23 protein-coding genes and 1 other annotated feature are annotated in these 25,725 nt (G+C 35.8%); of the genes, 8 read left to right on the forward strand and 15 right to left on the reverse strand.

The window, feature by feature from the left end:
• Positions 1–118: 118 nt before the first annotated feature.
• The 8 genes from tpx to refZ all read right to left on the reverse strand — a co-directional run bounded on the left by tpx (position 119) and on the right by refZ (position 7,818).
• Positions 119–619 (reverse strand): thiol peroxidase, encoded by a 501-nt coding sequence (tpx, locus tag BN999_RS01890; RefSeq protein WP_096269696.1) that lies wholly within the window; start codon positions 617–619, stop codon positions 119–121.
• Between the two features lie 83 nt (positions 620–702).
• The gene (ytfJ, locus tag BN999_RS01895) at positions 703–1,293 is read right to left on the reverse strand and encodes a GerW family sporulation protein (protein ID WP_096269697.1); all 591 of its coding nucleotides are present in this window, start codon (positions 1,291–1,293) and stop codon (positions 703–705) included.
• Positions 1,294–1,312: 19 nt separating this feature from the next.
• Entirely contained in the window at positions 1,313–1,915 is a 603-nt protein-coding gene (locus tag BN999_RS01900; RefSeq protein ID WP_176481843.1) for a DUF2953 domain-containing protein, read from the reverse strand.
• Between the two features lie 134 nt (positions 1,916–2,049).
• Positions 2,050–2,259: an alpha/beta-type small acid-soluble spore protein gene (locus BN999_RS01905; protein ID WP_096269699.1), complete on the reverse strand. Its 210-nt coding sequence runs from the start codon at positions 2,257–2,259 to the stop codon at positions 2,050–2,052.
• Positions 2,260–2,373: 114 nt separating this feature from the next.
• The gene (gene thiI / locus BN999_RS01910; RefSeq protein WP_096269700.1) at positions 2,374–3,576 is read right to left on the reverse strand and encodes a tRNA uracil 4-sulfurtransferase ThiI; all 1,203 of its coding nucleotides are present in this window, start codon (positions 3,574–3,576) and stop codon (positions 2,374–2,376) included.
• Between the two features lie 6 nt (positions 3,577–3,582).
• Positions 3,583–4,722, reverse strand: a complete 1,140-nt coding sequence (locus BN999_RS01915) for a cysteine desulfurase family protein (RefSeq protein ID WP_096269701.1) — start codon at positions 4,720–4,722, stop codon at positions 3,583–3,585.
• A gap of 98 nt (positions 4,723–4,820) precedes the next feature.
• Complete coding sequence (gene ezrA / locus BN999_RS01920; protein ID WP_096269702.1) at positions 4,821–6,512, reverse strand: septation ring formation regulator EzrA; 1,692 nt, start codon at positions 6,510–6,512, stop codon at positions 4,821–4,823.
• Positions 6,513–7,209: 697 nt separating this feature from the next.
• Positions 7,210–7,818 (reverse strand): forespore capture DNA-binding protein RefZ, encoded by a 609-nt coding sequence (refZ, locus tag BN999_RS01925; RefSeq protein ID WP_096269703.1) that lies wholly within the window; start codon positions 7,816–7,818, stop codon positions 7,210–7,212.
• 116 nt (positions 7,819–7,934) lie between these two features.
• On the opposite strand from refZ, the gene BN999_RS01930 reads away from it, so the two are divergent.
• A complete protein-coding gene (locus BN999_RS01930; protein WP_096269704.1) occupies positions 7,935–8,414 on the forward strand; it encodes a GAF domain-containing protein in 480 nt (159 codons plus the stop codon).
• 111 nt (positions 8,415–8,525) lie between these two features.
• Here the strand turns inward: BN999_RS01930 and BN999_RS01935 are convergent, their stop codons facing one another.
• On the reverse strand, positions 8,526–10,364 hold the full coding sequence (locus tag BN999_RS01935; protein WP_217988456.1) for a sensor domain-containing diguanylate cyclase: 1,839 nt from the start codon (positions 10,362–10,364) through the stop codon (positions 8,526–8,528).
• A 348-nt stretch (positions 10,365–10,712) separates the two neighbouring features.
• Between BN999_RS01935 and rpsD the strand changes: the two genes are divergently transcribed.
• On the forward strand, positions 10,713–11,315 hold the full coding sequence (gene rpsD, locus BN999_RS01940; protein WP_096269706.1) for a 30S ribosomal protein S4: 603 nt from the start codon (positions 10,713–10,715) through the stop codon (positions 11,313–11,315).
• Positions 11,316–11,520: 205 nt separating this feature from the next.
• On the forward strand, positions 11,521–12,576 hold the full coding sequence (locus tag BN999_RS01945; protein WP_096269707.1) for a hypothetical protein: 1,056 nt from the start codon (positions 11,521–11,523) through the stop codon (positions 12,574–12,576).
• 126 nt (positions 12,577–12,702) lie between these two features.
• Here the strand turns inward: BN999_RS01945 and BN999_RS01950 are convergent, their stop codons facing one another.
• Positions 12,703–13,659, reverse strand: coding sequence for an acetamidase/formamidase family protein (locus tag BN999_RS01950; RefSeq protein ID WP_096269708.1), 957 nt, complete (start codon positions 13,657–13,659; stop codon positions 12,703–12,705).
• A gap of 289 nt (positions 13,660–13,948) precedes the next feature.
• Between BN999_RS01950 and BN999_RS01955 the strand changes: the two genes are divergently transcribed.
• Positions 13,949–14,488: a DUF6241 domain-containing protein gene (locus tag BN999_RS01955; protein ID WP_096269709.1), complete on the forward strand. Its 540-nt coding sequence runs from the start codon at positions 13,949–13,951 to the stop codon at positions 14,486–14,488.
• A 51-nt stretch (positions 14,489–14,539) separates the two neighbouring features.
• On the opposite strand, the gene tyrS is transcribed toward BN999_RS01955, so the two are convergent.
• On the reverse strand, positions 14,540–15,811 hold the full coding sequence (gene tyrS, locus BN999_RS01960) for a tyrosine--tRNA ligase (RefSeq protein WP_096269710.1): 1,272 nt from the start codon (positions 15,809–15,811) through the stop codon (positions 14,540–14,542).
• 58 nt (positions 15,812–15,869) lie between these two features.
• Positions 15,870–16,085 (reverse strand) — a binding site (T-box leader).
• Positions 16,086–16,208: 123 nt separating this feature from the next.
• Between tyrS and BN999_RS01965 the strand changes: the two genes are divergently transcribed.
• Entirely contained in the window at positions 16,209–19,166 is a 2,958-nt protein-coding gene (locus BN999_RS01965; RefSeq protein WP_096269711.1) for a transglycosylase domain-containing protein, read from the forward strand.
• Positions 19,167–19,300: 134 nt separating this feature from the next.
• Here the strand turns inward: BN999_RS01965 and BN999_RS01970 are convergent, their stop codons facing one another.
• The gene (locus tag BN999_RS01970; protein ID WP_255247379.1) at positions 19,301–20,170 is read right to left on the reverse strand and encodes an aminoglycoside phosphotransferase family protein; all 870 of its coding nucleotides are present in this window, start codon (positions 20,168–20,170) and stop codon (positions 19,301–19,303) included.
• A gap of 253 nt (positions 20,171–20,423) precedes the next feature.
• On the opposite strand from BN999_RS01970, the gene BN999_RS01975 reads away from it, so the two are divergent.
• From BN999_RS01975 to BN999_RS01985, 3 genes are read left to right on the forward strand one after another with little or no spacing between them, the layout of a single operon-like run.
• Positions 20,424–21,071: a GNAT family N-acetyltransferase gene (locus tag BN999_RS01975; RefSeq protein ID WP_096269712.1), complete on the forward strand. Its 648-nt coding sequence runs from the start codon at positions 20,424–20,426 to the stop codon at positions 21,069–21,071.
• Positions 21,071–21,721, forward strand: coding sequence for an acetoin utilization AcuB family protein (locus tag BN999_RS01980; RefSeq protein ID WP_096269713.1), 651 nt, complete (start codon positions 21,071–21,073; stop codon positions 21,719–21,721). Before BN999_RS01975 ends, BN999_RS01980 begins: the two co-directional genes overlap by 1 nt.
• Positions 21,718–22,866 (forward strand): acetoin utilization protein AcuC, encoded by a 1,149-nt coding sequence (locus tag BN999_RS01985; RefSeq protein WP_096269714.1) that lies wholly within the window; start codon positions 21,718–21,720, stop codon positions 22,864–22,866. Before BN999_RS01980 ends, BN999_RS01985 begins: the two co-directional genes overlap by 4 nt.
• 49 nt (positions 22,867–22,915) lie before the next feature.
• On the opposite strand, the gene motS is transcribed toward BN999_RS01985, so the two are convergent.
• The 3 genes from motS to ccpA are packed head-to-tail and all read right to left on the reverse strand — an operon-like array spanning position 22,916 to position 25,579.
• The gene (gene motS / locus BN999_RS01990) at positions 22,916–23,710 is read right to left on the reverse strand and encodes a flagellar motor protein MotS (protein ID WP_096269715.1); all 795 of its coding nucleotides are present in this window, start codon (positions 23,708–23,710) and stop codon (positions 22,916–22,918) included.
• On the reverse strand, positions 23,700–24,524 hold the full coding sequence (gene motP, locus BN999_RS01995; RefSeq protein ID WP_096269716.1) for a flagellar motor protein MotP: 825 nt from the start codon (positions 24,522–24,524) through the stop codon (positions 23,700–23,702). Before motP ends, motS begins: the two co-directional genes overlap by 11 nt.
• Positions 24,525–24,583: 59 nt before the next feature.
• Positions 24,584–25,579: a catabolite control protein A gene (gene ccpA, locus BN999_RS02000; protein WP_096269717.1), complete on the reverse strand. Its 996-nt coding sequence runs from the start codon at positions 25,577–25,579 to the stop codon at positions 24,584–24,586.
• Positions 25,580–25,725 lie beyond the last annotated feature (146 nt).

Here is a 25,725-nt window from a genome sequence, read left to right on the forward strand (position 1 = left end):
ATTCAAACCTGTATTATTGTATCAGATACCAATGCAACTGTACAAACTAATGATTTTGTCAGAAATTTTCATTATATAAAAAGCTCCCCAGCTTCTGCTCGGGGAGACTTTTCAGATATTATTCAGCTTGTTTCGCAGCTTCTAGTGCTTTATCATAGTCAGGATGATTACTTACTTCACTAACATATTCCACATATGTAATCTTATCATTAGAGTCTACAACAAAAATAGAACGGGCTAGTAATCGTAGTTCTTTAATTAAAACTCCGAATTTCTCACCGAAGTCTCCATCACGATGGTCAGAAAGCATTTCTAAGCTCTCAACTTGATTAACTTCTTTCCAACGCTTTTGTGCAAAAGGAAGGTCCATACTAATCGTTACAACTTGTACATTGTCTAATTTCTTAGCTTCTTCATTGAAACGGTTTGTTTGAATAGAGCAAACTCCAGTATCAATAGAAGGTACAACACTTATTAATTTTATTTTCCCCTTATAGTCTGAAAGAGACTTTTCTTCTAAATCATTCGTAAGTGCCTTAAAATCTGGAGCAGAATCTCCTACTTTTAATTCATTGCCTAATAATGTAACAGGCTTTTCGCCAAATGTAACGTTTGTCATTTTATTCCTCCTATAAATTGACTTATCTCTATTATAGACAAACAAAAAGGCGATTTCCAAGAAATGAATCGCCTAGCTTATAATTAAATATCATAAATCGATGGAGATTCTTCTGAATCCGATTTTTCCTTGTTCGTTGACTCTTCCTTGTCATCCGATTTTTTATCTTTTTCGTTTTTATCCTCTTTATCTTTTTCTTTCTCTTTTCCTTTACTTTCTCCCTTCTCCCGTTTCTTTTCATCCCCTTTTGATCCTTTTCCAATATTACTTTCTTTTAATAGTTGTTGAATTTTTTCGACTGCTTTTGGTGCAAAGTCTAGCAACTTTTCGTAGATATGAGTATTTTCATCGAGATGCACCATCTTTATACCCTTTGGACTTACAATTAGGAATGCTACAGGCGTAATGGAAACACCTCCACCACTACCACCACCAAATGGAAAAACAGCCTCACTTCCACTTCCTCCACTTTCACTATCCCCTTGAGAACCTGAACTACTTGGCATAAATTCAGTACCACCAGCTGCAAAACCAAACCCAACCTTTGAAACTGGAATAATCACACTACCATCAGGTGATTCAACTGGGTCACCAATGATGGTATTAACCTCAATCATATCCTTTAAGTTTTCCATTGCTGTCGTCATAAGACCTTGAATTGGATGTTCTTCCATTGTAATCCTCCTTAAGCAATTATATATAAACTTCTTCCTTCACTTTAAGATTGCGCATTACTCGTATAGCTGTACGGATAGCTTTTCCTAATCGAATCGTTACAATGCAATCAACCTCCGAATAGAGCCCCCTTTGTTGGAAATGCGGGGTTACGGAAACTTTTGGTTGAACCTTTAATTCTGTTTGTTCAATGAGAAACCCTATCATTGTTCCTTTTAAGGCCCAAATACCACCAGCCAATGCTCCAGTACTACTGGCATCTCCCGTTCCAAAATGTGTTATCCACTTAAATTCATGAAAAGAAATACTCTTAAGCATGAACATGAAAATTTTACTAATCTCATTAATTTGATTCGTCATTTTTTTAAGTATCCCTAACAAATTATCATCCTGATCTTCTTTTTTAAATTCCTGGACTAATTCAATAAGCTGTGACTCATCAATCGTATATTCATTTATTTTTATAGTTCGATGGATTAATCTCATTTTCATATAAAATAAATGTATTGTGGCCTGATGTTTATCTTTTTGATAGCGATATTGTATTCTTATTTTTAATTGCATTAAGAGTAGAAAGATAATAAGAAACAACAATAAACCAATCACAATAACCCAAATCATACTTCCATCTCCAAGAATTAATATTGGTAGTCTGCCACAAGTTTCCATTTTTATACGAAAATGTCCATAGATAAAATAAAAGGGCTATTCTCATAGAGAATAGCCCTAGCCATTTTATACCTATTTACTTTTTATTATCCGTTATATCCACCAAATTGTTGTTCAGCCATTTGAACTAGACGCTTAGTGATTTCTCCACCAACAGATCCGTTAGCACGAGAAGTTGTATCTGCACCAAGTTGAACACCAAATTCTTGAGCAATTTCATACTTCATTTGTTCTAGTGCTTGTTGTGCACCAGGTACAAGTAATTGGTTAGAATTGTTGCTGTTATTGTTTGCCATGGTATTTCACCTCCTTGGTACGCTTATATTGTGTCGTTAGGAGGTGATTCATTCATAATTTTTATTGGAAAGTGTTGGAATTGATTTTCGTACTTCCACAACCTCTATTTATGCTTAAAACAACCCTTCAAATGCGTCTTCTTCCACTTTCCTATCATTAATTTTAATTACCTCTATCCCCTCGATTGCTTCTTGGATAAGGTCATCGTAGTTAAATTTTGATTCATAATAATTTACACGATCACGTTTAGGTTTTGTTTTTGGTGCTTTTGGTACAAAAATTGTACAACAATCTTCGTAAGGTCTTATTGAAATATCGAATGTATCAATTGCTTTAGATATTTCGATTATTTCATCTTTATCCATAGTTACTAGTGGTCTAATAATTGGATAGTTTGTAACTTCATTAATAGTATTCATACTAGTCATCGTTTGACTTGCTACCTGACCTAAATTCTCTCCAGTCGTAAGAGAAAGAATCCCTTCGTTTTGACAAACTCTTTCACTTATTCGAAGCATCATTCTTCTCATCACAGTCATACCATATCCATCAGGTGTTTCTTGGAATATCTTTTGTTGTAACTTTGTAAAAGGAACAACATGAACCTTAATACTAGGCCCAAACTTGGTTAACTTTTCGGCTAAGTCTAATACCTTTTGCTTAGCACGGTCACTAGTGAATGGAGGTGATTCAAAGTGGATTGCTTCAATTTGCACACCACGCTTCATTGCCAAATACCCTGCAACAGGACTATCTATACCGCCAGATAAAAGTAATAATGTTTTATCAGACGTCCCTACCGGTAAGCCTCCTGCTCCACGAACAACACTAGAAGTGATGTAGGTTGCTTCCCCACGGATTTCTACCCGTACGTCTATGTCAGGTGAATGAACATTTACTGTGTAGGATTCGGTATTACTTAATAGATGCCCACCTAGAATTTGATTTAATTCTTGTGAGCGCACCGGAAATCCTTTATTAATTCTTTTCACAGAAACTTTAAATGTGTTAACATTCTCAGAATTTGTTAAAGCATATAACGCAGCATCTTTAATTTTCTCTAGGTCATTTTCCACTTTAATTGCAAGGCTTAAACTATGGATTCCAAATACATTCTTTACCTTGTCCATAATAGGTTGTGGTGCATGACCATTTAATAAAACAAACATTCTTCCTTGTGTTCTTTTTACTTTTACTTCTGGAAAATCCACTAATTTCTGTTGGATATTATTCTGCAGTTTCTCAACAAACTTTTTACGATTCTTTCCTTTTAAGGATAATTCTCCATAGCGTATTAAAATATGATCAAATTCCATTAGTATCTACTCCATAACTTCTTTTAATTGGTTAATTGCTTCATTTAATTTATTCAAGAAAATCTTAACTTCTTCTATTGTGTTATCGTAAGACAAACTAACGCGAAGTGCAGATTTAGTTCTTATTTGATTGTAGCCACAAGCTTTGATAATTCTACTTTCATCTAAATCTTTAGAAGAACATGCAGATTTAGTAGAAATAAATATCCCTTGCTTTCCTAAAGTATGAATCATAACTTCTGGTTTTAACCCAGGAATTGAAAAGTTAACAATATGTGGTGCTGATTCTTCAGGTGTATTTAACACCACTTTTTCCATATTCTTTAGTTCTTGACGAAGAAAATGATTTAGTTCTAGAAGTTTGCCTGACTCTTTTTCTTCACGTTCTTTAATCAACCTGAGAGCTTTCACCAACGAAACAGCACCAGCCAAGTTCTCTGTTCCAGATCGAATTGCAAATTCCTGATCTCCTCCATGGAATAAAGGGAAAAGTTTTACACCTCTACGACAATATAACAGGCCAGTTCCCTTTAACCCATGAATCTTATGGCCAGACATCGTACATAAATCGATTCCACTATTATCTAGTGAAAGTGGAACCTTACCTAAGCCTTGTACATGATCGACATGAAAGAATAATTTTGGGTGTTTTTTAGCGATTTCCCCAATTTCCTTTATAGGTTGAATAGAGCCAATTTCATTATTTACATGCATGATACTTATCAGGATGGTATCCTTTCGAATTGCTTTCTCAACATCTTCAATCGACACGACTCCATCTTGATTAACAGGTAAAAAAGTCACTTCGAAACCTAGCTTTTCTAAGCTTTTACATCCTTCATAAACAGAAGGATGCTCAATTTCTGTCGTGATAATATGTTTTCCTCTTCCTTGGTGCTCCAATGCAATACCTTTGATTGCTATATTATTTCCTTCCGTACCACCTGATGTAAATATAATTTCATCTTCATGTACTTTTAATAGCATTGCCGCTTGTTGCTTTGATTTTATTAAGAGCTTTTCTGTCTCTCCACCAAGTTGATGTATAGAGGAAGGATTAGCGAAAAAGCTCGTTGAAACTTGTTCAAAGCTTTTTAAGACTTCTGGATGTGGTTTTGTTGTAGCACTATTATCAAGATATATCATTTTATCCTCCCCATTTAACTAAATTAACAAATAAACAAAACGGAAGGCTGTCTTTAGGAAAAGTACATTTCCATAAAGCAGCCTTTAGAGACTCTTACTTATCGTATCGTTAATTGATTTTCTTCAATTCGTTTCAATGCACCTGGTTCTACTTCCTCTAGTGCACGAGCAGCTTGTTCCAAAGCAACTTCATAATCAAAATTCCTAAATAAGGTTTCTGCTTCTAGAAGCTTTGCTGCGAGTAAAGGATACTTACTGCGGTACCTATTCGCATACTGAATAACCTGTTCCGTAAGATCAGCTTGATCTAACATTACATCTGTCTGTTCAATTAATAAGTCAACGGATGATTTAGCAGTTGAAAGTGATTGTTGAACTTCAGAGATATCCAATGGGTTCTTCTCTAAGACTGTTAGCACTTGATTACAGTTCTCTAATGCGGTATCCATAGAATTCCAGATGAAACTTGGTACACCTGGGATATTACTCTTTTTAAGTCTACGATTAATTTCGTTAATTTGATCACGGATATCTGCTAATTTCTCTTTTGCTTCTATCTCATCTTTTCTCAAGTTGTATACACTTACTTTGAAATCATGGTGTTTTTCCAGTAGCTCTTCCAATTGACCAAATCCTGCTTCTAGTTGAGCCCGCAATTCTGAGTGCGGGGTTTTCTCATCTTCTAAGCCAATTTCTATTTCGTCATATACTTTTTGTAAATGTGTAATACTCTTTTCTAACGATAAATACTTTTCCATGTCTTGATCGTCAAAGTAATAGGTTTGTTTTAATGTTTCAACTTCTGATTTTGTTTCTTCAAAAGAGGCTGCAATTTCTAAAACAGATTTATGATAGCTTGTTGCTTGTGACTCCATGTAATTTTTTGCGATGGCTTCTTTTTCTAGAAGTTGGTACATTTCTTGAATTCGATCTACAATCTCACTAGTTAACGTTTTAGCATCGGTTGCTTTACCGGTTTCTAAAGCTTTCACACAATCTAAGAGTCGCTGTTGATATCCTTGTAGTTCCTTTTCAAATCCAAGGTGGTCAATGCGGAATCCTTCTTCTTTCATTTCTTTAATACCAGCATACAAATCATCTATCTGGGAAGGGATGTCCTGTTTACAAGCACGGTAAATCTCTGGGAATTCTTCAATCTCAGTTTGCATTTGTTCAAGTTGTAGCTTGAGAGAGTCTACTAATTCTTTAGCCTCTGTATAATTGCCTGAATCAACTAATTCATGATAATTATCAAGATTCTCACTTAATTCATCAATTTCAACTTCAAATCGAACTTCCGCCTTCCCATATTGGAATCGATTTTGGGCAATTGTTTTACGTAAGTTTTTTATAGTAGGTTGTATATATTCAACTTCCTTACGACTTGACTCCTCAGATTCAACTAGTTCATCTAGTTCCGTTAGGATTTTCTCAATATCTTTTTCGATAGTTTGTAAAGCCTGTTCTGTTTTTCGAAGAATCTTTTTGGCGGTTGAAAAACGAAACTTATCTGCTGCTTCTTCCGCATCAAATAGAAATTCTTCTATGTCAGGCAGTTCACTAGAAAGGATTAATTCCCAACGTTCTTTCCAAGACTCAAATCGATCTTGAGTCTCACCTGACAGATTCAGTGCTTTAATTTTTGTAAGTTGAGCGGACACATTACGATTCATAATGTCTAATTTCCAGCTCTCTAATCTGTCTACAAAATCATATATTCGTTTCCTCATAATTAGGCTTATAATGATTAAAACAATAACCAATAGTATAATTCCAATAATAATTTCCATCGTAAAGCCCCCTAAAAATCCCCAAAGAAATTCCTTTTATAAAATATGAATAAATTTCATGTTAACGTATATTTTCTATAATCTTTATAATACCATGTATATGCGATATTTGGCTAAAAAAATCGTATAAAAAGTGATTTTTTGTCAAAAAGTATATGATTTTGTAATAACCGTTGTCTAAAAGACAGTTTTTTTCCTTATAATTAACTATTAGTAGATAGAAACTGTACGATAACTAAACGTTTTTGGATAGCGCAACATAGCCGCTTCGGAAATACACTCCGCTTTTACTGTCAGCACAGGGGCGACATCTGCTCGAAAGAACCGTCGCAGTGTCTACCTTGCCGCGGGCGGCTGGTGAGCCTCCTCGCGCTTACGCACTGCGGGGTCTCACCGATGCCTATCCTCCCGCAGGAGTCTCCGTGTATTTCCTTCGCTAGTAAGAAGTATTGAAGAAAATTAATGGCTTCCATTTATTAAAATACGTAATTTAACCTCTAACATTAATTAGAAAACTAAACTAGCGCAGGCAGTACATCTATACCCAATACTAATTCTTTTGTAGGAACCCGTTTACCGCACAGTTTCTAACAAAATAGCAAGTAAATGTACTAAAACACCATATTTATAAAGTGCGAATCATCTTATAATAAGAACAATAAAAAAGGTTGTTTGTGCAGCAACCTGACAAACAACCTCATTCCATTATATAGTCCAACCACTTATGAATTGTCTTGACATAACGATCTACAAACAGAGAATGTGAATAGTCACCAACTACTTGGCTTCTCCACTCATTATGTAATACATATGGCGTTACAAGCATCCCTTTTAATTGCATTAATAAAAATTGGCGATCAACTTTGTGTTTGTCTTCTTTCTTATTTTTAAATACATCAGAAAATGTATTACCAATGATAAAATTTTCTTTTGCAAGATATGTGACAGCCATTTCACGGACAAACACAGAGTCCATCGATAATTCTCGATGAATAAAACAGGATAATTGTAGATTCATATGTTTATATTGTATAATTCTATGTACTAATTTTTTTAATTTTTCGATGGGGGAGGCATCTTGAGATTCCTCTAGAGTTGTTTCAACGATTGTTAGGTACTCTTCATAGTATTTAGAAATCGCATATTCCAATAGTCCTTGTTTTCCTTTAAAATAATAGCTCACTGAGGAAACATTAACTGAGGCTTTTTCTGCGATATCTCGAACAGAAGTACCATGGAACCCTTTTTGATAAAATAGGGTTGAAGCAGCCTCTACCACTTTACTTTTTGTAGGGGAATCTTTCATTGAATATCAACTCCTTACGTTTATAGTAACCCTATATTATTAATACGACAAACAAAGCAATTATCCTGCTTGAAACAATAGGATAATTTTAACAAATTTTAGGGAGGATGAACTAAATGTTTCAAACAACAGCAAATTCCGGTGACAAAGTAAAAGATTATGAATTATTAATTAAACAACTTGCAGCACTCGTACATGACGAAAAAGATGTAATCGCAAATTTATCCAATGCATCTGCCCTCTTAAATCAATTTCTTGACCAAGTTAACTGGGTAGGATTTTATTTATGGAAAGAAGATGAGCTTGTGCTTGGACCATTCCAAGGACTACCAGCTTGTATTCGCATTGGTTATGGAAAAGGTGTATGTGGCACAGCTGTCAAGGAACGAAAAACACAACTTGTAGATGATGTACATCAATTCCCTGGACATATCGCGTGCGACAGTGCAAGTCAATCTGAAATTGTAGTGCCTATAATTAAGGATGATAAGATTTACGGTGTCCTAGATATTGATAGTCCTATTTTAAATCGTTTTGATGAGACGGATAAGGTTTATTTAGAGAAGTTTGTTGAGGAATTAGTTAAAAGTTTATAAAAATTGGGAGGCTGGAACATTATTATTATTAATTGGAAATGATCGGTGTAGATATTATTCAGTTGGCCGTTTCTTGTATTAATCATTTCGTTTGTTCCAGCCGCTTTCCTCTTAACTATCAATTACCTGTTCTTTAAAACTGTATTTCACTACGCAATTCTTGCCGTAGCTCTTCGCTTCATATAATGCCTTGTCAGCTCGAATAAAAAAGTTACGTGCAGTGTCCTCTACATCATTTGACCAATTGGAAACTCCAGCTGATAACGTTACATTTGGATCTGTGAAATTCTCAACTTCCGTATTTATAGATCTAGCTAACTGTACACCCGTATTTAAATCGGTATTTGGCAAGTAAATAGCAAGCTCTTCCCCACCCCATCTCGCAGCAATATCTTGTTCTTCGATATTTTGAATGATTATATTGGCCACTTGCTTTATCACTTCATCGCCAACATAATGACCATATTTGTCATTTACCTGCTTAAAATTATCTATGTCAAAAAGAATTAATGTCCCCATTTCCCCTTTAGCCATATGCTCGTTTATTTTCTCATCCAAATAACTACGGGAAAATAATTGTGTAAGATAATCAGTTGATGCAGCCTTTTGTAATTTCTCAGCTAATATTGCATTAATAAAAGCTAAAGTTGAGTGGTGAATAATAGATTGCAACAATTTAAAATGGTCAAATGTAAAAGCATAGGTTTCATGACTTAAAGCAACCAAAAACCCATTGATTAAACCTGCATTTTCCATTGGAAAAATCATTAAGGAACGATAAGGAATCTTTCCACCACCAGCATGGTAGTCCCCTGAAAAAATAGCTTCTTTTCGTTCTAAGACTTCACGCGCGGCATCCCTAATAAACCCATGACCTTTAAGCGTACCAAAGAAATTAGTACTACCATCAATCACATCATATTGATGAGTACCGTTTCCCTGCTTATTATAGATAAAACCAATTTCATCCGGATGGCAAATTTGCTCTATTTGATCTCTTATCAATCTAGTAATCTCGGTTAATTGCAGATGTGAATTTAGTTGATGGGTCAAATCATTGATTAATCTTAAATCTGATACTAGATGATTCGAATCTTGGTAAAGTGTTACACTTTCAATAGCTAGTCCCGCAGTATTAGAAAACTTTGTAATTAAATCCAAGTCCTCATCTTGAAGTTTAAGCATGTTTGGTACAATAATCTGTAATACACCATAAACACCTTGGTGCCCCTTAAGTGGTGCATAAATACATGTATCCTTTTTCTCTACCTGAATCTCTATTTGCACTTCGCCTGTTAGATAGGCTTGTGAACTAACCGTTTGATCACTAAGCTGAATAGTTTTTATAGGCAAATTCAACGAATTATCATGATCCTGAGAAAGTAATAGATTTACATCATAATTCGGATAAATGCTTTGAATACTTGAAATTATTTCGATTAGAATATCGGTTTTATTCGTTAGCACTAAAAATTTATTAATCGTTTCATATAAAAGTTGATGTTTTTGTTCGCTTGCTATCGATATAGATGCTTGATATGTAATAGATAATATCCGTTCTAATTCTTCTTTAATAATTAGAGTTATTTCATTATCTACTATAGACTGTTGATTTGGATTAATCCCGTAAACCATTATTCCAATTGGTCCTTCAGTTGGATAGAATGGAATGGTGTCTATTCGTATACCCTGTGGCACTTCCTTTACAATACTACTTTTTTCCACAGGAATGTCTACCTGACTATTTAAAACATCGGTAGAAGAGGAAACCAATTTATAAGAATTAGACCATTTATCAATTATATAGATAGCTGAAAAAGCAAAATCAAAGACTGTATTTAGATTTTTTGTTAGCTTCTCATAAAAGTATTCCTTACTTTTTGGTGACAACTTACCTAGTAATTCATAATTCAAAATTTTAAGGTTATCTTGTAGTTTTTTTCTGCTCATCATAATCACCTGTCAAGGAATTTTATACAATATTTACTTCAATTATATAGAACTTTATAAAATTTTCCTATTCTAGTATACTGAACTAGTTCATTATTCACCCAAAATTACTTTTAAAAAAAGAATCATTGACTTAAGTCACAAAAAATTATATACTAGTCTTTGTGTAAAATAACAAGGCAGCCTTAGTGCATCACCATTCGAACCATTTTGTTCCTCTAATCCCTGAGGTGTATCGCGTAACTCTTAGCTGCTGGAGCGATGGTACATGAAAACATAATGGCGGTTGGAACGATCACGGCCTAAATTTTGTTTTATGCAAATACAATATAAAGGAGGAAATGTCCTATGGCACGCTATACAGGTCCTGTATGGAAAAAATCTCGTCGTCTTGGCATTTCATTAACTGGCACTGGTAAAGAGCTAGACAAACGCCCTTATGCTCCTGGGCAACACGGAGCTAACCAACGCAGAAAGCTTTCTGAGTATGGTCTACAATTACAAGAAAAACAAAAACTACGCTTTATGTATGGATTAAACGAGCGTCAATTCCGTACTCTATTCAATAAAGCTGGTAAAATGAAAGGTGTTCATGGTGAAAACTTCATGATTCTTCTTGATTCTCGCCTTGATAACATTGTTTACCGTCTAGGTCTTGCACGTACTCGTAGACAAGCTCGTCAGCTTGTAAACCACGGCCACGTAACAGTTGATGGATCTCGCGTTGATATTCCATCTTACCTAGTTAAACCTGGTCAAGTAATCGGTCTTCGTGAAAAATCAAGAAATCTTGATATCGTGAAAGAAGCGATTGAAGTTAATAACTTCGTACCAGAATATTTAACTTTTGACGCTGATAAATTAGAAGGTACTTTCAACCGTTTACCAGAACGTTCTGAATTACCATCTGAAATTACAGAACAGTTAATCGTTGAATTCTACTCTCGTTAATACTTGCTTATTGCATATTAACATACAAGAACCCCGTGAAATGTTGTTTAGTCAATGTTTCCGGGGTTTTTTTCTTTTTTATTTCTATTGCAAAATAGTGTATGATGAAATATATCACATAGAATTAACTCTGAATATACATATTAGATATATTTCGCTTTGAATATTAAGTTACTTTACAGACAGGTTAAAAGGAGTCTAAGTAATGGATAATGTAAAACTAAATGTCGCATTTTTACGTAAGCGTGTACCTAACCTAACAATAGCAGCTAAAGAGAAAGGGTTGCGCCCTGCCACAGTTTCAAATTTATGTACGGGAAAAACTCCAGTAGGTCGAGCTGAAGTACGCACATTAGTTGCACTAGCAGAACTTGCAGAATGCAAGGTCGATGATTTACTCATTCGTGGAAATCAAGTTCAAATGATTGAAACAGGGATTAAAGCACTGGATTTTCTTGCTCCTATTACAAAAGGCGGCATAAATGGATTTATAGCAAGACCAGGAATGGGACAACTAGTATTACTAGCTGAGATTTTTTACCGGTTAAAAGAAATGGATTATGCAACAGTATTAATAACACCTAGCTTTGAAAGCCCAGATCTTAAGGAAGTGAAAGAATCATCCACTAACCTATGTCAAAATACAGAGATTGCGTATCAGGAAATAAATGATTTAAAAGGTAAGCATGATATAGCTCTAGCTGTTGATAGGTCCTTAGTTGTTTCAGGTGAAATATATTCCTTGCTTGAAAAACTAGAACAAAAAGAAGGAACAACCATTACTACTTTCCTAATTGATCCAACAGGGGAAGCTGTAGATGAAGAACTTCCGTATGGACCACTAGACACGATCTGGAATTTTGATGCTGAACTTGTCTCAAGAAAACTATTTCCCGCTTTAAATCCTATCTCATCCACCTCTGTTATAACAGAGGGAGCTCAATTAGATAAAAAGCATTTCGACCTACAACAAAATGCAAGGAAGATTATGCGGAGATACCGTGAGCTAAGATTTTTAGTAAGTGCATTTGGCTATGATAGATTACAATTTGCCGACAAGAAAATTTATACTCAAGGAATGCGGCTCGAAGCATATTTAACTCAAGCTTTTTATGTCTCAGAACCTTTCACCAAAAAGAATGGCACTTCAGTACCCTTATCTGATACATTAGACGATATTCATCGAATTCTTGATGGCCAACTAGATGCTCTAAACCATGATCAACTATTTTATATAGGATTATTAAATGATTCAAGATAGCTAGGATATATCACCATATTCCTCCTACAGTAAAGGAAGGCGTACAGGTTATTTCTCTGTACGCCTTCCTTTTTCATCCTGGAGAATCGGATTAGTTTCTATCAAATAGTTTAATAGATTAGCATATTACCCTAAGGCATCAAATGGTAAATAAGCGTGAACTCCCTTGGAAAAATTAACAATTTGTGTAACGCGTAAATCCACTACCATTGTCGCGTAAGCATAAGCTTCTGTCCTAGAAATACTGTATAACTCAGACATCAAATCTAGCATGTCACTTAACGCAAGCCACATCGCTTCATCTAAATCTTCATGGAAGGCCATAGTAATCCATCCTGATTTTGTTTTAGCTCTGGGTCTTTTGAGTTTCATATCTTCTCTAACATGAAAAGTTAAGTCCACACGCTCCATAGGACACTCTAAAGCTGGACCAGCAACTTCACCATCCCCCTGTGCTCCATGGCCATCACCTGTAGAGAAAAGCCCTCCTTCTACCGCTATTGGTAAATATAATGTGCTTCCCGCTTGTAAATCTTTACAATCTATATTCCCTCCAGTGTTTCTCGGAACAAAGGTTGAGTGCTTCCCCTCTTCCTCAGTGGGCATACCCATAATGCCCATGAACGGATGTAATGCTACATTGTAGTCAAAATTTCCAAATTGGCTTGTACCCAACATTTTTTTAGGATCAAGATGAAAATCAAATAGGACCTCCTCTTCTTGATCCATTCCTAATCTTTTATTCCAGTAACTTGGAAAGCCACCTGCTGAAGTCCATCCCCATGATCCTGGAACAATTTCATTGATTTTTATCTCTAATGTATCACCAGGCATAGCATTCTCTACATACACAGGTCCAACTAGTGCGTGACCGAATTGATTTGTTTGCCTGTTAGGTTTCAGCTCTGTAAATTTCTTTCTCGGTTTTCCTGGAGCTAAACGCCTTTCTAATCCCCAAGCAGAATCTAATGTTCGGAAGATAACGGTATCTCCTGATTGAATGGTTAATACAGGTTCTAACTCTTTACTGAAAAATCCATGTAATGTGTCAGAAGTAGGCTCTAATTCATAAATATTCGTCATATACAAACCTCCATTCGAAATAGAATTGCAAACTGAATATTGTGATCCGGAAACTAGATAATGGTATAACATCCCACCCCCCTTTACTTTATAACGTAACATATTTTACTTTATAAAGTAAATGTATTTCAGGGACATTTATGAATTTTTTCATTAGACTGTAAAATATTAGGATATACAGTTATTACTTGATGACCTACCACTTTCTTACTAATTATCTTTTAAAAAGTAGTTATTTTTCCAAATTTTTGTTATATATATTAAACTATTAATAGGGGGTTTATTAGATATGAATAAAGTGATAATTGTATTAATCATCTTGACGATATTAATATTCGGTGCTGTTGGATATATAGTATATAAGGATATAAAAGCCTCTGAAGCTAGTAATACTAGTGAAAGTAAAAGCTCTAGTGAAATTGACAATATGCGGGAATCCGCTGGTGGAAGTATCACAGAGGCAGAAATGCAGTCTTTTAAAGAACAAGGATTAAACCCCTTTGGCCACCCTACATCAACAGAGAGTTTAACAGATAGTGACTACCAAGAATACATTCATGGTATGAGTCATCAAAAAGTTAAAGCTGAAGAAAAATGGGGTTTTTATCAAATTAACGAAGTGAGAATTCAATGGTTATTAGAGGGTCTCAACGATGTCAAACATGCCAATCTGTACAGAGAGATTTTAGAGAAATGGGCAAGTGGTGATTTTTCATCCGCCGATGATGATCATAATGCCATTTGGGAATTACAGGGTGGTACTGTTGGTAAAGCAACAGGCGTCCTTTCTGCGGAAGAAGAGAAAGCATATATTGAAAGTCGTCAATAACAACAAAAAGAAACTGTCCCTTTTTCATGTTGGAACAGTTTCTTATTATTGTTATTTATATCTAATTAAGAAATACTTCTTCTTACCTCGTCTAATAATCGTAAATTTACCTTCAATTTGGTCAGAAACAGATACTACATAATTTACATCTTGTTGTCTTTCGCCATTAATGTATACAGCACCATTGGTAATATCTTCTCTCGCTTGACGTTTTGAAGAAGAAATGTTGGCGTTAACCAAAAGATCAACTAATCCTATATCATCTTTATCAGCCTGGAACGATGGTACATCCTTAAATCCTTGTTCTATCTCATCAGCGGTTAGAGATTTTAAATCGCCACTAAATAATGATGCTGAGATTTTCTGTGCTTGTTCTACCGCTTCTTGACTATGAACCATTCTTGTTAATTCTTCAGCAAGACGTGTATGTGCAACACGTTTTTCAGGATGGTTTTCAACTTCTTGTTCTAATTCAACTAGTTCTTCATCGCTAAGGAATGTAAAGTAGCGTAAAAACTTCATCACATCACGGTCATCCGTGTTAATCCAGAATTGGTAGAACTCGTAAGGACTTGTTTTTTCAGCATCTAACCATACCGCATTACCAGCTGACTTACCAAACTTAGTTCCATCTGCTTTGGTTATTAAAGGAACAGTTAAACCAAATACCTTTACATCTTCTTCCTCATTTTCTCTTCCACGACGGATTAATTCCATTCCTGCTGTAATATTACCCCACTGATCACTACCACCAATTTGAAGTGTGCAATTCTCTTGTGTGTATAGCTTCTGAAAGTCGAGTGATTGTAAGATCATGTAACTAAACTCTGTAAAAGAGATTCCTTGTTCGATACGAGCAGAAACAGATTCCTTTGCTAACATATAGTTCACACCGAAATGTTTCCCTGCATCGCGCAAGAAATCAATGATGGTCATACTGCCTAACCAATCATAGTTATTTCGTACAACTACTGGATTTTCATCTTTATCTACTTCTAGTACTTTAGATATTTGTTTTCTTAGGGCATCACTATACCCATGTACTACATCCTCTGTATTTAGCGAACGCTCCGATGAACGCCCACTAGGATCCCCAATCATACCTGTACCGCCACCAACAAGTGCTATGGGCTTATGGCCAGCTTTTTGGAATCGTTTTAACATCATTAGGGGGACTAAATGTCCGATGTGCAAACTATCTGCTGTCGGGTCAAATCCACAGTATAATGTTACCTCATTTTCGGATAAATGTTTCTCTAAACCCTCTCTATCCGTTACTTGATTAATAAGGCCTCTTTTTTCTAAATCCTCTAAGATATGCATCATTTCACACTCCATCATTTTTTTCTAACAAAATAAAAAAACCCATCCCTTATGATAAATAAGGGACGAGTTTTAACACGCGGTACCACCCTTGTTGCAGATTACTGCCACTTTGGGGTTGTTAACGATGACTTCACCGTCTTAATTTCACCTGTTGGCTAATTAAGATTGCTCTGGAATTGTACTTCGCATGCAAATATATTCTGGTTTCCACCAACCACCAGCTCTCTTAGATAGGGATTTGCAACACTACTATTTCCTTCATTGCTTTGATATATAATATTACACCTATCATATTAAATTAAAACAAAAAATGCAATTATTTTTGTAAATTTCTTGTACCAACTGCACCATTGCATATGCTATAATTATTCTTGGAATAATAGGGGGTTTTATCGTGGATTTTAAAGAATTCTTCCAAAAATCTGGAACCAAGGTAAAAACAATCTGGAGCACAGGAATTGTACAACGTGCATCAAGAATTACATATGATGTTGTCTGGAATGTTATTTTATTCTTTATTGTAATAGGTATAATTGGGATGTTCTTTGGTGTTGGAGTAGGGTTTGGATACTTTGCCTCTTTAGTAAAAGACGAGCCTATCCGACCTTACGAAAACATGGAAAAAGATATTTACAATTATGAGGAAACATCCAAATTGTTTTTTGCAGGAGATATTTATTTTGGGGATATACAATCAGACCTTCACCGTGAAGAAACAAAATTAAAAGATATCTCACCAACATTAATTGATGCTGTAATCGCAACAGAAGATGAATATTTCAAGGAGCATAATGGAGTTGTTCCAAAAGCAATAGTCCGTGCCCTTGTACAAGAATTTACTAATTCTGATATGAAATCTGGAGGAAGTACACTAACACAACAGCTTATCAAGAACCAGATTCTAACTAATGAAGTATCTTTTGAACGTAAAGCCAAAGAAATACTGCTTGCTATGCGTTTAGAACAATTCTTCGAGAAAGATCAAATACTAGAAGCTTACCTAAATATCATCCCATATGGCCGTGGAGCCAATGGAAGAAATATTGCAGGAGTACAAACAGCTGCTCAGGAAATTTTTGGTCTGAATGCTGACGAAGTTAATCTTCCACAAGCAGCATTTCTTGCCGGACTTCCTCAGAGCCCATCGTATTACACACCGTATCAAGGTGGTGGTGGACTAAAAAGCGAAGAAGGTCTTGAGCCAGGGATTACTAGAATGAAAGTTGTTCTTAGTCGTATGCATGAATTAAAATATATTTCAGATAAGGAATACAACGAAGCTCTGAACTACGATATTGTAGCTGACTTTGTTACAAAATCTGAAAGTCCAATTGAAAAATATCCATATCTAACATTTGAATTGGAAAAAAGAGCGAAAGAGATTCTGATGTACATTTTAGCTGAAAAAGATGGCTACACAAAAGAAGATTTGGCTGAAAGCGATGAATTAAGAGAAGAATATATGATTTTAGCTAATCGTGATCTTCGTCAAAGTGGCTATAATATTCATTCTACCATTGACAAAGAAATCTATGATGCTTTCCAAGAGGTTGCTAAGAACTTCGAATATTATGGGCCAGATTGGCATGGAAAAACGATTGACCCTGCAACTGGTGAAGAAATTACCACGCAGCGTGTCGAGGCTGCCGGTTTCTTAGTTGAGAACAAAACCGGGAGAGTGATTAGTTTTCTAGGTGGACGTGGATTTAGTTTTGAGAACCAAACGAATTATGCTACTGACATGGTACGACCAAATGGTAGTACGATGAAGCCTTTATTAGCAATTGCACCTGCAATGGAAAAAGGAATAGTTCAACCTGGAACTCCTGTTGCAGATGTTAAGACTACGTGGTCGACTCCAGCAGGACCTTGGACACCACAGAACTTTAACTATCGCTATCATGGACTCTTGTCTGTGCGTGATTTTATTACTGATTCTTATAACGTACCTACAATCAAGGTTTATTCACAAATAGCACATGAAAATCCTGTTGATGAGTATTTACGTAAAATGGGAATTACAACACTCGGTGATGGAGAATATGCAAACCTATCATTATCAATTGGTGGTACTACTCACGGTATCTCCGTTGAAGAGAATACTAATGCCTTTGTAACATTTGCTAATGGCGGGAATTTCGTTGATGCCTATATGATTGATAAGATTACTAACCAAGATGGTGAAGTAATTTACGAACATAAAGCAGAACCGGTAGAAGTATTTTCACCACAAACAGCTTATCTGACTACGGATATACTTCGAGATGTTGTTAGTGAAGGTACAGCAAATTATTTACGTTCACAACTGAAATATCCAAATGTCGACTGGGCAGGTAAAACGGGAACTACTCAGAATACACATGATGTTCACTTTGTTGGTTATAACCCGAATGTAACCATGGGAACTTGGTTAGGTTACCGAATTGGACAGTCATTGAAGTGTGATAGTTGTGCTTTATATGAGGGGAACAGAAACGTAAAACTATGGGCAGAGCTAATGAACGCAGCTTCCGAGATTAGACCAGATCTAGTGGCCCCTTCTGAGAAGTTTGAGCGACCTGATGGTATCGTAACAAGAAGTATTTGTGCTACATCTGGTATGCTAGCTTCTGATTTATGTCAACAAGCTGGACTGGTGTCTAGTGATCTCTTTAATGCCAACTTTGTACCAACACAAGTTGATGACAGTTTAGTATCCGGTTCCTATGTTCTAGTAGATGGTAAGGCAGTTCTTGCTGGACCTAAGACACCGAAAGAATTTGTTCAGGATGATGGGTTGTCCTTTAACCCTGAATGGATCATCCGGAATGGATACGATAAACTTGATGATCTAACAGAGCTATTCCCTAGATTCAGAAGAGAGGCCTGGGAAAAGATTTCCCTTCCGAATATAGAAGGTCATAAATCAGTTGTAGATGATGATGGTAAAGCTCCTGGAGCACCTGCATCATTAAAAAATAATGGAAGTAATTTAACATGGGAAGCTTCTGGAAGCAAGGATGTTATTGGATATCGAATTTATCGTGCCAATAAACCAGGGGAATCATTTGGACTAATTGGCCACTCAATCGAGACTAGTTTTAAATTGCCAAGTGGTAAAGGTGTTTATCATGTAAAAGCAGTTGATTACTTCGGATTAGAATCTTCTGCTTCAAAGGAGATTGTTGTCGGTGACTTCTCAGAGCCTGAGAAAGAAGAAAAGCCCGAAAAGCCAGATCCTGGTAAAGAAGTAGATAAACCAGAAAAACCGGAGAAACCAGACCCTGATCCTGAGGACCCTGTTGATCCGGATCCAGAACCTGAGGATCCTGAGAACCCTGTAGAGCCAGATCCGGATCCAGAAGAGGAATAAGTTAATCTTTACCCAGTCAAAAGCACCGTGTTTTCAGTGCTTCAGCATCAAAAATAGCAATAGCCTTATTCGAAATTCTGAATTGGCTATTGCTATTTTTTCTTTTTAGTAATTTATTCTTAAACCATTGTTTACTATTTCTCATGGTCTCTCAATCTTATTCTTATCTCATTCACAAGTAATCGCTTTTCTTCATCAGAAATAGCATCTGCTGATAGTTTGCGAGCTGCTATTGGAACAATCCAAGGCTCAATCTCTTTATAGCGAGTTCCAGTATGGAGTGTATATTCCTCTACAAATATATTTATTATCTCCTCTCTTAAAGAGTCAAAACCGTTAATAACTTCCTGTGGTGTGTCCGTTGGTAATACAGCAAATCTAATCATAATAACGAATTCAGCAAGATCTGATTCGGGATTACCATTAGTAGTGTCATTCCAATCAATCAATATAGGTCTTCCATTGCTCATCAGTATATTATTCGGATTAGGATCGCCATGACAAATTTGATTTTTTATAGGCAGTTGATCTAATCTATTTATTACTGCTTTCTTTTCATCCTCTCTTAAATAATCTACACTAAGTATTTGTTTCTTCAAAAACTCTCTTTGTGTTGGTATCCCTCCATGAGAAAATTGATGAACTTCACTTATAAGTCGAGCAGTATTTCGAATATCATTCCAATCAAAGTTTGATTGACCTCCATGAACATGTTGCATAAAACCTTTAAATAAGCGCTCTTTTAACGGTTCTCCGTGAATTCGCTCAAATACAATTCCAGGACGATTTTCTACCTCCACAACCTCATATGGTTGCGGCACAGATAACCCCATTTTCCATACAATCAGACTGTTCCTGAATTCCCTTTCTAATGCAAACATAGTAGTGTTTGGTTTTGCTAATTTAATTATTCTATTGTTATTCCCCCACTCAAATACATCCGAGTTTCCACCCTCGCCTATTTTTCTACCTAACATCAATCTATTCCCCCAACTATTTTTCATTTCATTCCCCCACTGTATCTAAAATCACCCGCTTTAATAGTAACATAAATAATCTGAATATTGATATATTTCATTTACCTTCTTTACTTTAATAGAAAATCAAATAACTAAGAAATTCTACATGCGCTAATAGATTAAGCCATGTTTCCTATGGCTCATAAGTACCTTTAATAAATTTATCTAGAAAAGACTAAAAATTACAACGATAATCTTGTATAATAAAACTAATACAAATTTGAGTGGTGAACAAAGAATGGAACATATCAAAACTTACAATAGAATAGAACACCAAGCAAACAACGTTATCATTGAGGGACCTGTCCCTGCATCAACACTCGAAAACTATAAATTTCATCGAGAATTAACATCATTTAGACCCTCATCAAAGCAATTTCATGCACTACTAGAAATTGCTGCATTAGCTGACGGCAGAATTATTATTGCAAGAACAGAGGATACCATCATTGGATATGTAACCTACCTCTATCCAGACCCTTTAGAAAGATGGTCGACTTTTCAGATGGAGGATTTGATAGAGTTAGGTGCAATTGAGGTTATACCTGAATACCGAGGAAGTGGAATCGCATCGAACCTACTAAGAGTATCTATGATGGATCCTTATATGGAAAATTATATTATTATTTCAACAGAATATTATTGGCACTGGGATTTAAAAGGAACAAGTTTAAGTATATGGGAATATCGAAAAGTAATGGAAAAGATGATGGCATCTGGCGGGCTACTACCTGCCCCTACAGATGACCCTGAAATAATTTCACACCCAGCAAATTGTTTAATGGTTAGAATTGGTTCTAACGTGAAAGAAGAATCGATACAGCAATTTGACACGCTACGTTTCTTAAAACGCCATCAGTTTCGAAATTATAGGGAGGGTTTATAATGCATGTAGAAAAAATTATGAATCGAAATGTAATCTCATTAAGTCCTTCAGATCCAATTGAGAAAGCATACCAATTATTAGTTAAGCATAAGATCAGGCATATCCCAATTGTAGATGAGGACCATTTTGTAATCGGAATTGTATCCGATCGAGATATCCGAGACGCAAGTCCATCCATCTTCACAAATAATCCAGATATGGATGTATTAAATAAAGAGATTTCTTCCATTATGAGTAGCCCTGTAATCACGGCTCATCCACTGGACTTTGTTGAAGAGGTTGCCCGTATTTTTTATGATCGAGAAATTGCTTGCTTACCAGTTGTAAGTAATGAAAAACTAGTAGGTGTGATTACAGAAAAGGATCTATTGTATACCTTAATACAGCTAACTGGTACACATGTACAAGGTTCGCACATTGAAGTTAAGGTTCCACATAAGCCTGGAATATTACCTGAGGTTGCATCTGTATTTGGTAATCGTGGTGTAAATATTTCTTCTGTATTAGTTTATCCTTTTCAAGACGATCCTGAATATAAAATTTTGGTATTCCGAGTGCAGACAATGAACCCACTCCCAATTATTCGCGATTTACGGAATGCTGGATATGAATTAATGTGGCCAAACAACATTCCGGAGCCAAGATTATGAGCAAAAATATAAAATTCGTTTTTGATCAATCTCTTTTAGATTACCATTTTCACAATGAACATCCTTTTAATCAGCAACGGGTTGTCTTAACGAAGGAATTATTAGAGGATTCGGGTCAGCTTTCAGAAAGTCATATCATTGCACCTCGATTAGCGTCTGATGATGAAATAGCACTTATTCATGATTATCCATATATACGCGCAGTCAAATCTGCAAGTCGTTTGACAAAGGAAAACTTAGCCCAATATGGTATAGGTACCGAGGACACACCCGTCTTTCCAAATATGCATGAGGCTTCAGCTCAAATAGTAGGTGCAACACTCACAGCAGTTGATGCTGTCTTAGCAGATGGTGCTCATAGTGCTGTTAATTTTGCCGGAGGATTACATCATGGCTTTAAGCAAAAGGCTTCAGGCTTTTGTATTTATAATGATGCTGCAATTGCGATTAAATATATTCGAAAGAATTTCAATTTAAAAGTATTATATGTTGATACCGATGCACATCATGGAGATGGAGTTCAATGGGCTTTTTACGACGATCCAATGGTATGTACATTCTCTATTCATGAAACAGGCAGATATCTTTTCCCTGGTACAGGAAATGTAAATGAGCGAGGAATTAAAGAAGGCCACGGGTATAGCTTTAATTTACCAATTGATGCTTTTACACAGGATGATTCTTATCTGGAAGTTTATGAAAACGCTTTACGTGAGATAGCGGATTTCTTTAAACCAGATGTTATCGTAACTCAAAATGGCGCTGACTCACATTTTTACGATCCACTCACCCACTTATGTGGTTCCATGACCATTTACGAAAGGATTCCTAAGGTTGCACTAGAGATTAGTAAACAGTATTGTAACGGAAAATGGATTGCTCTTGGTGGTGGAGGTTACGACATTTGGCGTGTTGTCCCGCGTGCATGGTCCCAAATTTGGAATGTCATGAAGGATGAGCAATCTCTACATGGTGACCTTCCCATTGCCTGGACAACTAAATGGCAAAAAGAAGCACCAGTTAAATTACCAACAACTTGGCATGATCCAGTAGATGAAATTCCAGCTATTCCAAGAAAAAAGGAAATAGAGGAAAAAAACCACGTTACATTAATGAACTTACTTAAATATACAAAAGTAACGTGATACTCTAATCCATAATGAGACCAAAAAAGGAGTTGAAAATTCAACTCCTTTAACTTTGTTCTTCTGTTATATGTTTCTCAAGAATTACTATTTCAACTCTTCTATTCTTACTTCTATTACTAGCATTATCGTTTGGAACAAGTGGTTCTGTATCACTGTAACCACTGATTGTGAAACGTCTTTCATCTAAATTATTCTCGTCAACCAAGAACCTTACTACACTACTAGCTCTTGCACCAGATAACTCCCAGTTAGAAGGATACCTAAAACTCGACATCGGTACATCATCAGTATGTCCTTCAACTTTTATATCATTATCGATTTGCGATAGTAGATTACCAACCTTTGTTAAAAAAGGAAGTGCAGAGGGTAAAACTTCAGCTTCCCCTGGATCGAATAATATACTATCTTGTAATACTAGTACAACCCCACGCTCTGAGCGATTTGCAGATACTACATTATTTAGTGCATTTTCATCCAAGTAATTTTCTACTTCTTCCATTAACTCATTAAGGGAGTCATTTTCTTGACTAGATTCTGAATCACCATCAGCCTCATCTTCCTTATCTGATACTGGTAACTCAAATTCATTTGACTCTTGACCTTGTTCTTGAACACTTGTACTCTCGGTAGGATTATCCATTGGCACTGGTGAAGGGAAAAAATCAAAAATCATTCGATTCCGAAAAGAATCAGAAATTGCTTCAAATTTCACGGCGTCTATTTGGGACATAGAGAATAACAAAATGAAAAAAACCAGAATCAATGTGACCATGTCTGAATAAGTTACCATCCATTTTGGGGCACCTTTATCAACTTTTTTTCTACTTTCTCTACGCTTCATTTAGGCCCTCCCCCACGAATGAGGATGCCTCTTCAGGACTTTCTTTTGATTTCGTATCGTTTGAAAGAAATGCTCCTAATTTTTCTTCTAATATTCGTGGATTTTGACCAGATTGAACACCTATAACGCCCTCAATGATAATTTGTTTAATAAACACTTCTTCTTCTGTTTTATTCTCAAGTTTGCTTGCCATCGGAGTAAATACTAAGTTAGCAAGAACAGTTCCGTATAGAGTTGTTAACAATGCAATAGCCATGCTTGGACCTAGTGTTGATGGATCTTGCAAGCTATTTAACATTAACACAAGACCTATTAACGTACCTATCATTCCCCAGGCTGGAGCATATTCAGCACACTTTTCTAATATCATGCGACCACGATAATGTCGTTCTTCCATAGCTGTAATCTCAGCATTCATTATGTCATGAATAACCTCTGGTTCAATACCATCAACAGCAAGATGAATCCCTTTTTTAATAAATGGGTCATCTACATCGTCTAAATCATTTTCTAAAGCTAAAATCCCTTCTCTTCTTGCCCGCTCAGAAAGTCGAATAAAAAGATTGATTAATTCAGGAAGTTGGCGATCATTTTTAGTAAATGATTCCTTTAATACTTTTCCTGTTAATTTAATTTGATCCATATTAAAGTTAATAAGTAAAGAACCTACCATCCCACCGATAACAATAAGGATGGAGGCAAAATCAAGAAAAGATATAGCTTCTTCAGGTCCACCACTTTGAAGAATTGCAGACACAATCATGATAAAACCTAAAGTAATGCCGATAGGAGTTAATAAATCTCGTTTTCTCATATTCTCTCTCCCCAAACTTTTGCTCAAATTACATTATACTGTTTATATCGACATTATATTTATTTTGTTGAGTTTCTTTCTACAAGGCGATGTGGTAATACTACTTTTTTCTCTTCCACTTCTTCTTTATTCATGTATTTAGTAAGTAAACGCATAGCAACAGCACCGATATCATATGTTGGTTGAACAACCGTAGATAACGTTGGTCGAACCATAGTAGCTAATTTTGTATTATCAAAACCAAATACTTCTAGATCCTCTGGAACCCTATAGCCTAAATCCTGCGCACCATGGATAACACCAAGTGCGATTGCATCAGATGCTGCAAAAACGGCAGTTGGCTTATCTGGTAAACTCATAAATTTCTCTACATTCTCCATTCCAGATTCGTATGTGTAATCACCACTTACAATATAATCTTCTACTACCGGAAGATTAGCCTCTTTCAATGCTCTTAAGTAACCCTGATTTTTCAATTGATTAATTGTATACTCTTCTTTCCCATATATAAATGCAACCTTTTCATTACCTTTACTAATAAGATGATTGGTTGCTTCATATGCAGCTTCTTCATAATCAATATTGACAGAAGGAATAGAATCAGTTCCATCGTAGGTTGCAGCTAACACAACCGGTACAGACGCAGTTGAAAACTGTTGAACATGTTCTTCTGATATATTGCCTCCCATAAAAATAATACCGTCCACTTGTTTTTCCAACATCGTATTAATTAATTGTAACTCTTTATCCTTATTTTGATCCGAGTTACTCAAAATGATATTGTACTTATACATCGTAGCAATATCTTCAATTCCTCTAGCTAATTCTGCAAAAAAGATACTTGAGATATCAGGTATAATTGCTCCCACAGTAGTTGTCTTTTTACTAGCTAGTCCTCGAGCTACTGCATTTGGGCGGTACCCTAATCTTTCAATTGTTGCTAACACCTTTTTTCTTGTAGTTGGTTTTACATTCGGATTTCCATTTACCACACGTGATACCGTCGCCATAGAAACATTTGCTTCTCTTGCTACATCATATATTGTTATTGTCATAAAATAAACCTCCTAATTCCGTACTAATAGACAAGTTTCTACTCATTATCATACTCTAGTGTGAAAAAAAACACAAAAAATATCTTATTAAAAATTTGTTGAATTTCTGGTACTGCTCCGGCCTTCGTGGATGCTCGGTAGACTCG

Origin of the sequence: Paucisalibacillus globulus (genome assembly GCF_900184735.1) — a bacterium.
Taxonomy (GTDB): Bacteria; Bacillota; Bacilli; order Bacillales; family Amphibacillaceae; genus Ornithinibacillus; species Ornithinibacillus globulus_B.

Bases quoted from the DNA above. Each gene is read 5' to 3' on its own strand.
- BN999_RS01975 (WP_096269712.1), top strand. From the start codon at position 20,424: ATGGAACATATCAAAACTTACAATAGAATAGAACACCAAGCAAACAAC.
- BN999_RS01945 (WP_096269707.1), top strand. From the start codon at position 11,521: ATGGATAATGTAAAACTAAATGTCGCATTTTTACGTAAGCGTGTACCT.
- ytfJ (WP_096269697.1), bottom strand. From the start codon at position 1,293: ATGGAAGAACATCCAATTCAAGGTCTTATGACGACAGCAATGGAAAAC.
- BN999_RS01955 (WP_096269709.1), top strand. From the start codon at position 13,949: ATGAATAAAGTGATAATTGTATTAATCATCTTGACGATATTAATATTC.
- BN999_RS01905 (WP_096269699.1), bottom strand. From the start codon at position 2,259: ATGGCAAACAATAACAGCAACAATTCTAACCAATTACTTGTACCTGGT.
- tyrS (WP_096269710.1), bottom strand. From the start codon at position 15,811: ATGCATATCTTAGAGGATTTAGAAAAAAGAGGCCTTATTAATCAAGTA.
- motP (WP_096269716.1), bottom strand. From the start codon at position 24,524: ATGAGAAAACGAGATTTATTAACTCCTATCGGCATTACTTTAGGTTTT.
- BN999_RS01980 (WP_096269713.1), top strand. From the start codon at position 21,071: ATGCATGTAGAAAAAATTATGAATCGAAATGTAATCTCATTAAGTCCT.
- thiI (WP_096269700.1), bottom strand. From the start codon at position 3,576: ATGGAATTTGATCATATTTTAATACGCTATGGAGAATTATCCTTAAAA.
- rpsD (WP_096269706.1), top strand. From the start codon at position 10,713: ATGGCACGCTATACAGGTCCTGTATGGAAAAAATCTCGTCGTCTTGGC.
- BN999_RS01950 (WP_096269708.1), bottom strand. From the start codon at position 13,659: ATGACGAATATTTATGAATTAGAGCCTACTTCTGACACATTACATGGA.
- BN999_RS01900 (WP_176481843.1), bottom strand. From the start codon at position 1,915: ATGATTTGGGTTATTGTGATTGGTTTATTGTTGTTTCTTATTATCTTT.
- BN999_RS01930 (WP_096269704.1), top strand. From the start codon at position 7,935: ATGTTTCAAACAACAGCAAATTCCGGTGACAAAGTAAAAGATTATGAA.
- BN999_RS01935 (WP_217988456.1), bottom strand. From the start codon at position 10,364: ATGAGCAGAAAAAAACTACAAGATAACCTTAAAATTTTGAATTATGAA.
- BN999_RS01915 (WP_096269701.1), bottom strand. From the start codon at position 4,722: ATGATATATCTTGATAATAGTGCTACAACAAAACCACATCCAGAAGTC.
- refZ (WP_096269703.1), bottom strand. From the start codon at position 7,818: ATGAAAGATTCCCCTACAAAAAGTAAAGTGGTAGAGGCTGCTTCAACC.
- ccpA (WP_096269717.1), bottom strand. From the start codon at position 25,579: ATGACAATAACAATATATGATGTAGCAAGAGAAGCAAATGTTTCTATG.
- BN999_RS01970 (WP_255247379.1), bottom strand. From the start codon at position 20,170: ATGAAAAATAGTTGGGGGAATAGATTGATGTTAGGTAGAAAAATAGGC.
- motS (WP_096269715.1), bottom strand. From the start codon at position 23,710: ATGAAGCGTAGAGAAAGTAGAAAAAAAGTTGATAAAGGTGCCCCAAAA.
- tpx (WP_096269696.1), bottom strand. From the start codon at position 619: ATGACAAACGTTACATTTGGCGAAAAGCCTGTTACATTATTAGGCAAT.
- BN999_RS01985 (WP_096269714.1), top strand. From the start codon at position 21,718: ATGAGCAAAAATATAAAATTCGTTTTTGATCAATCTCTTTTAGATTAC.
- ezrA (WP_096269702.1), bottom strand. From the start codon at position 6,512: ATGGAAATTATTATTGGAATTATACTATTGGTTATTGTTTTAATCATT.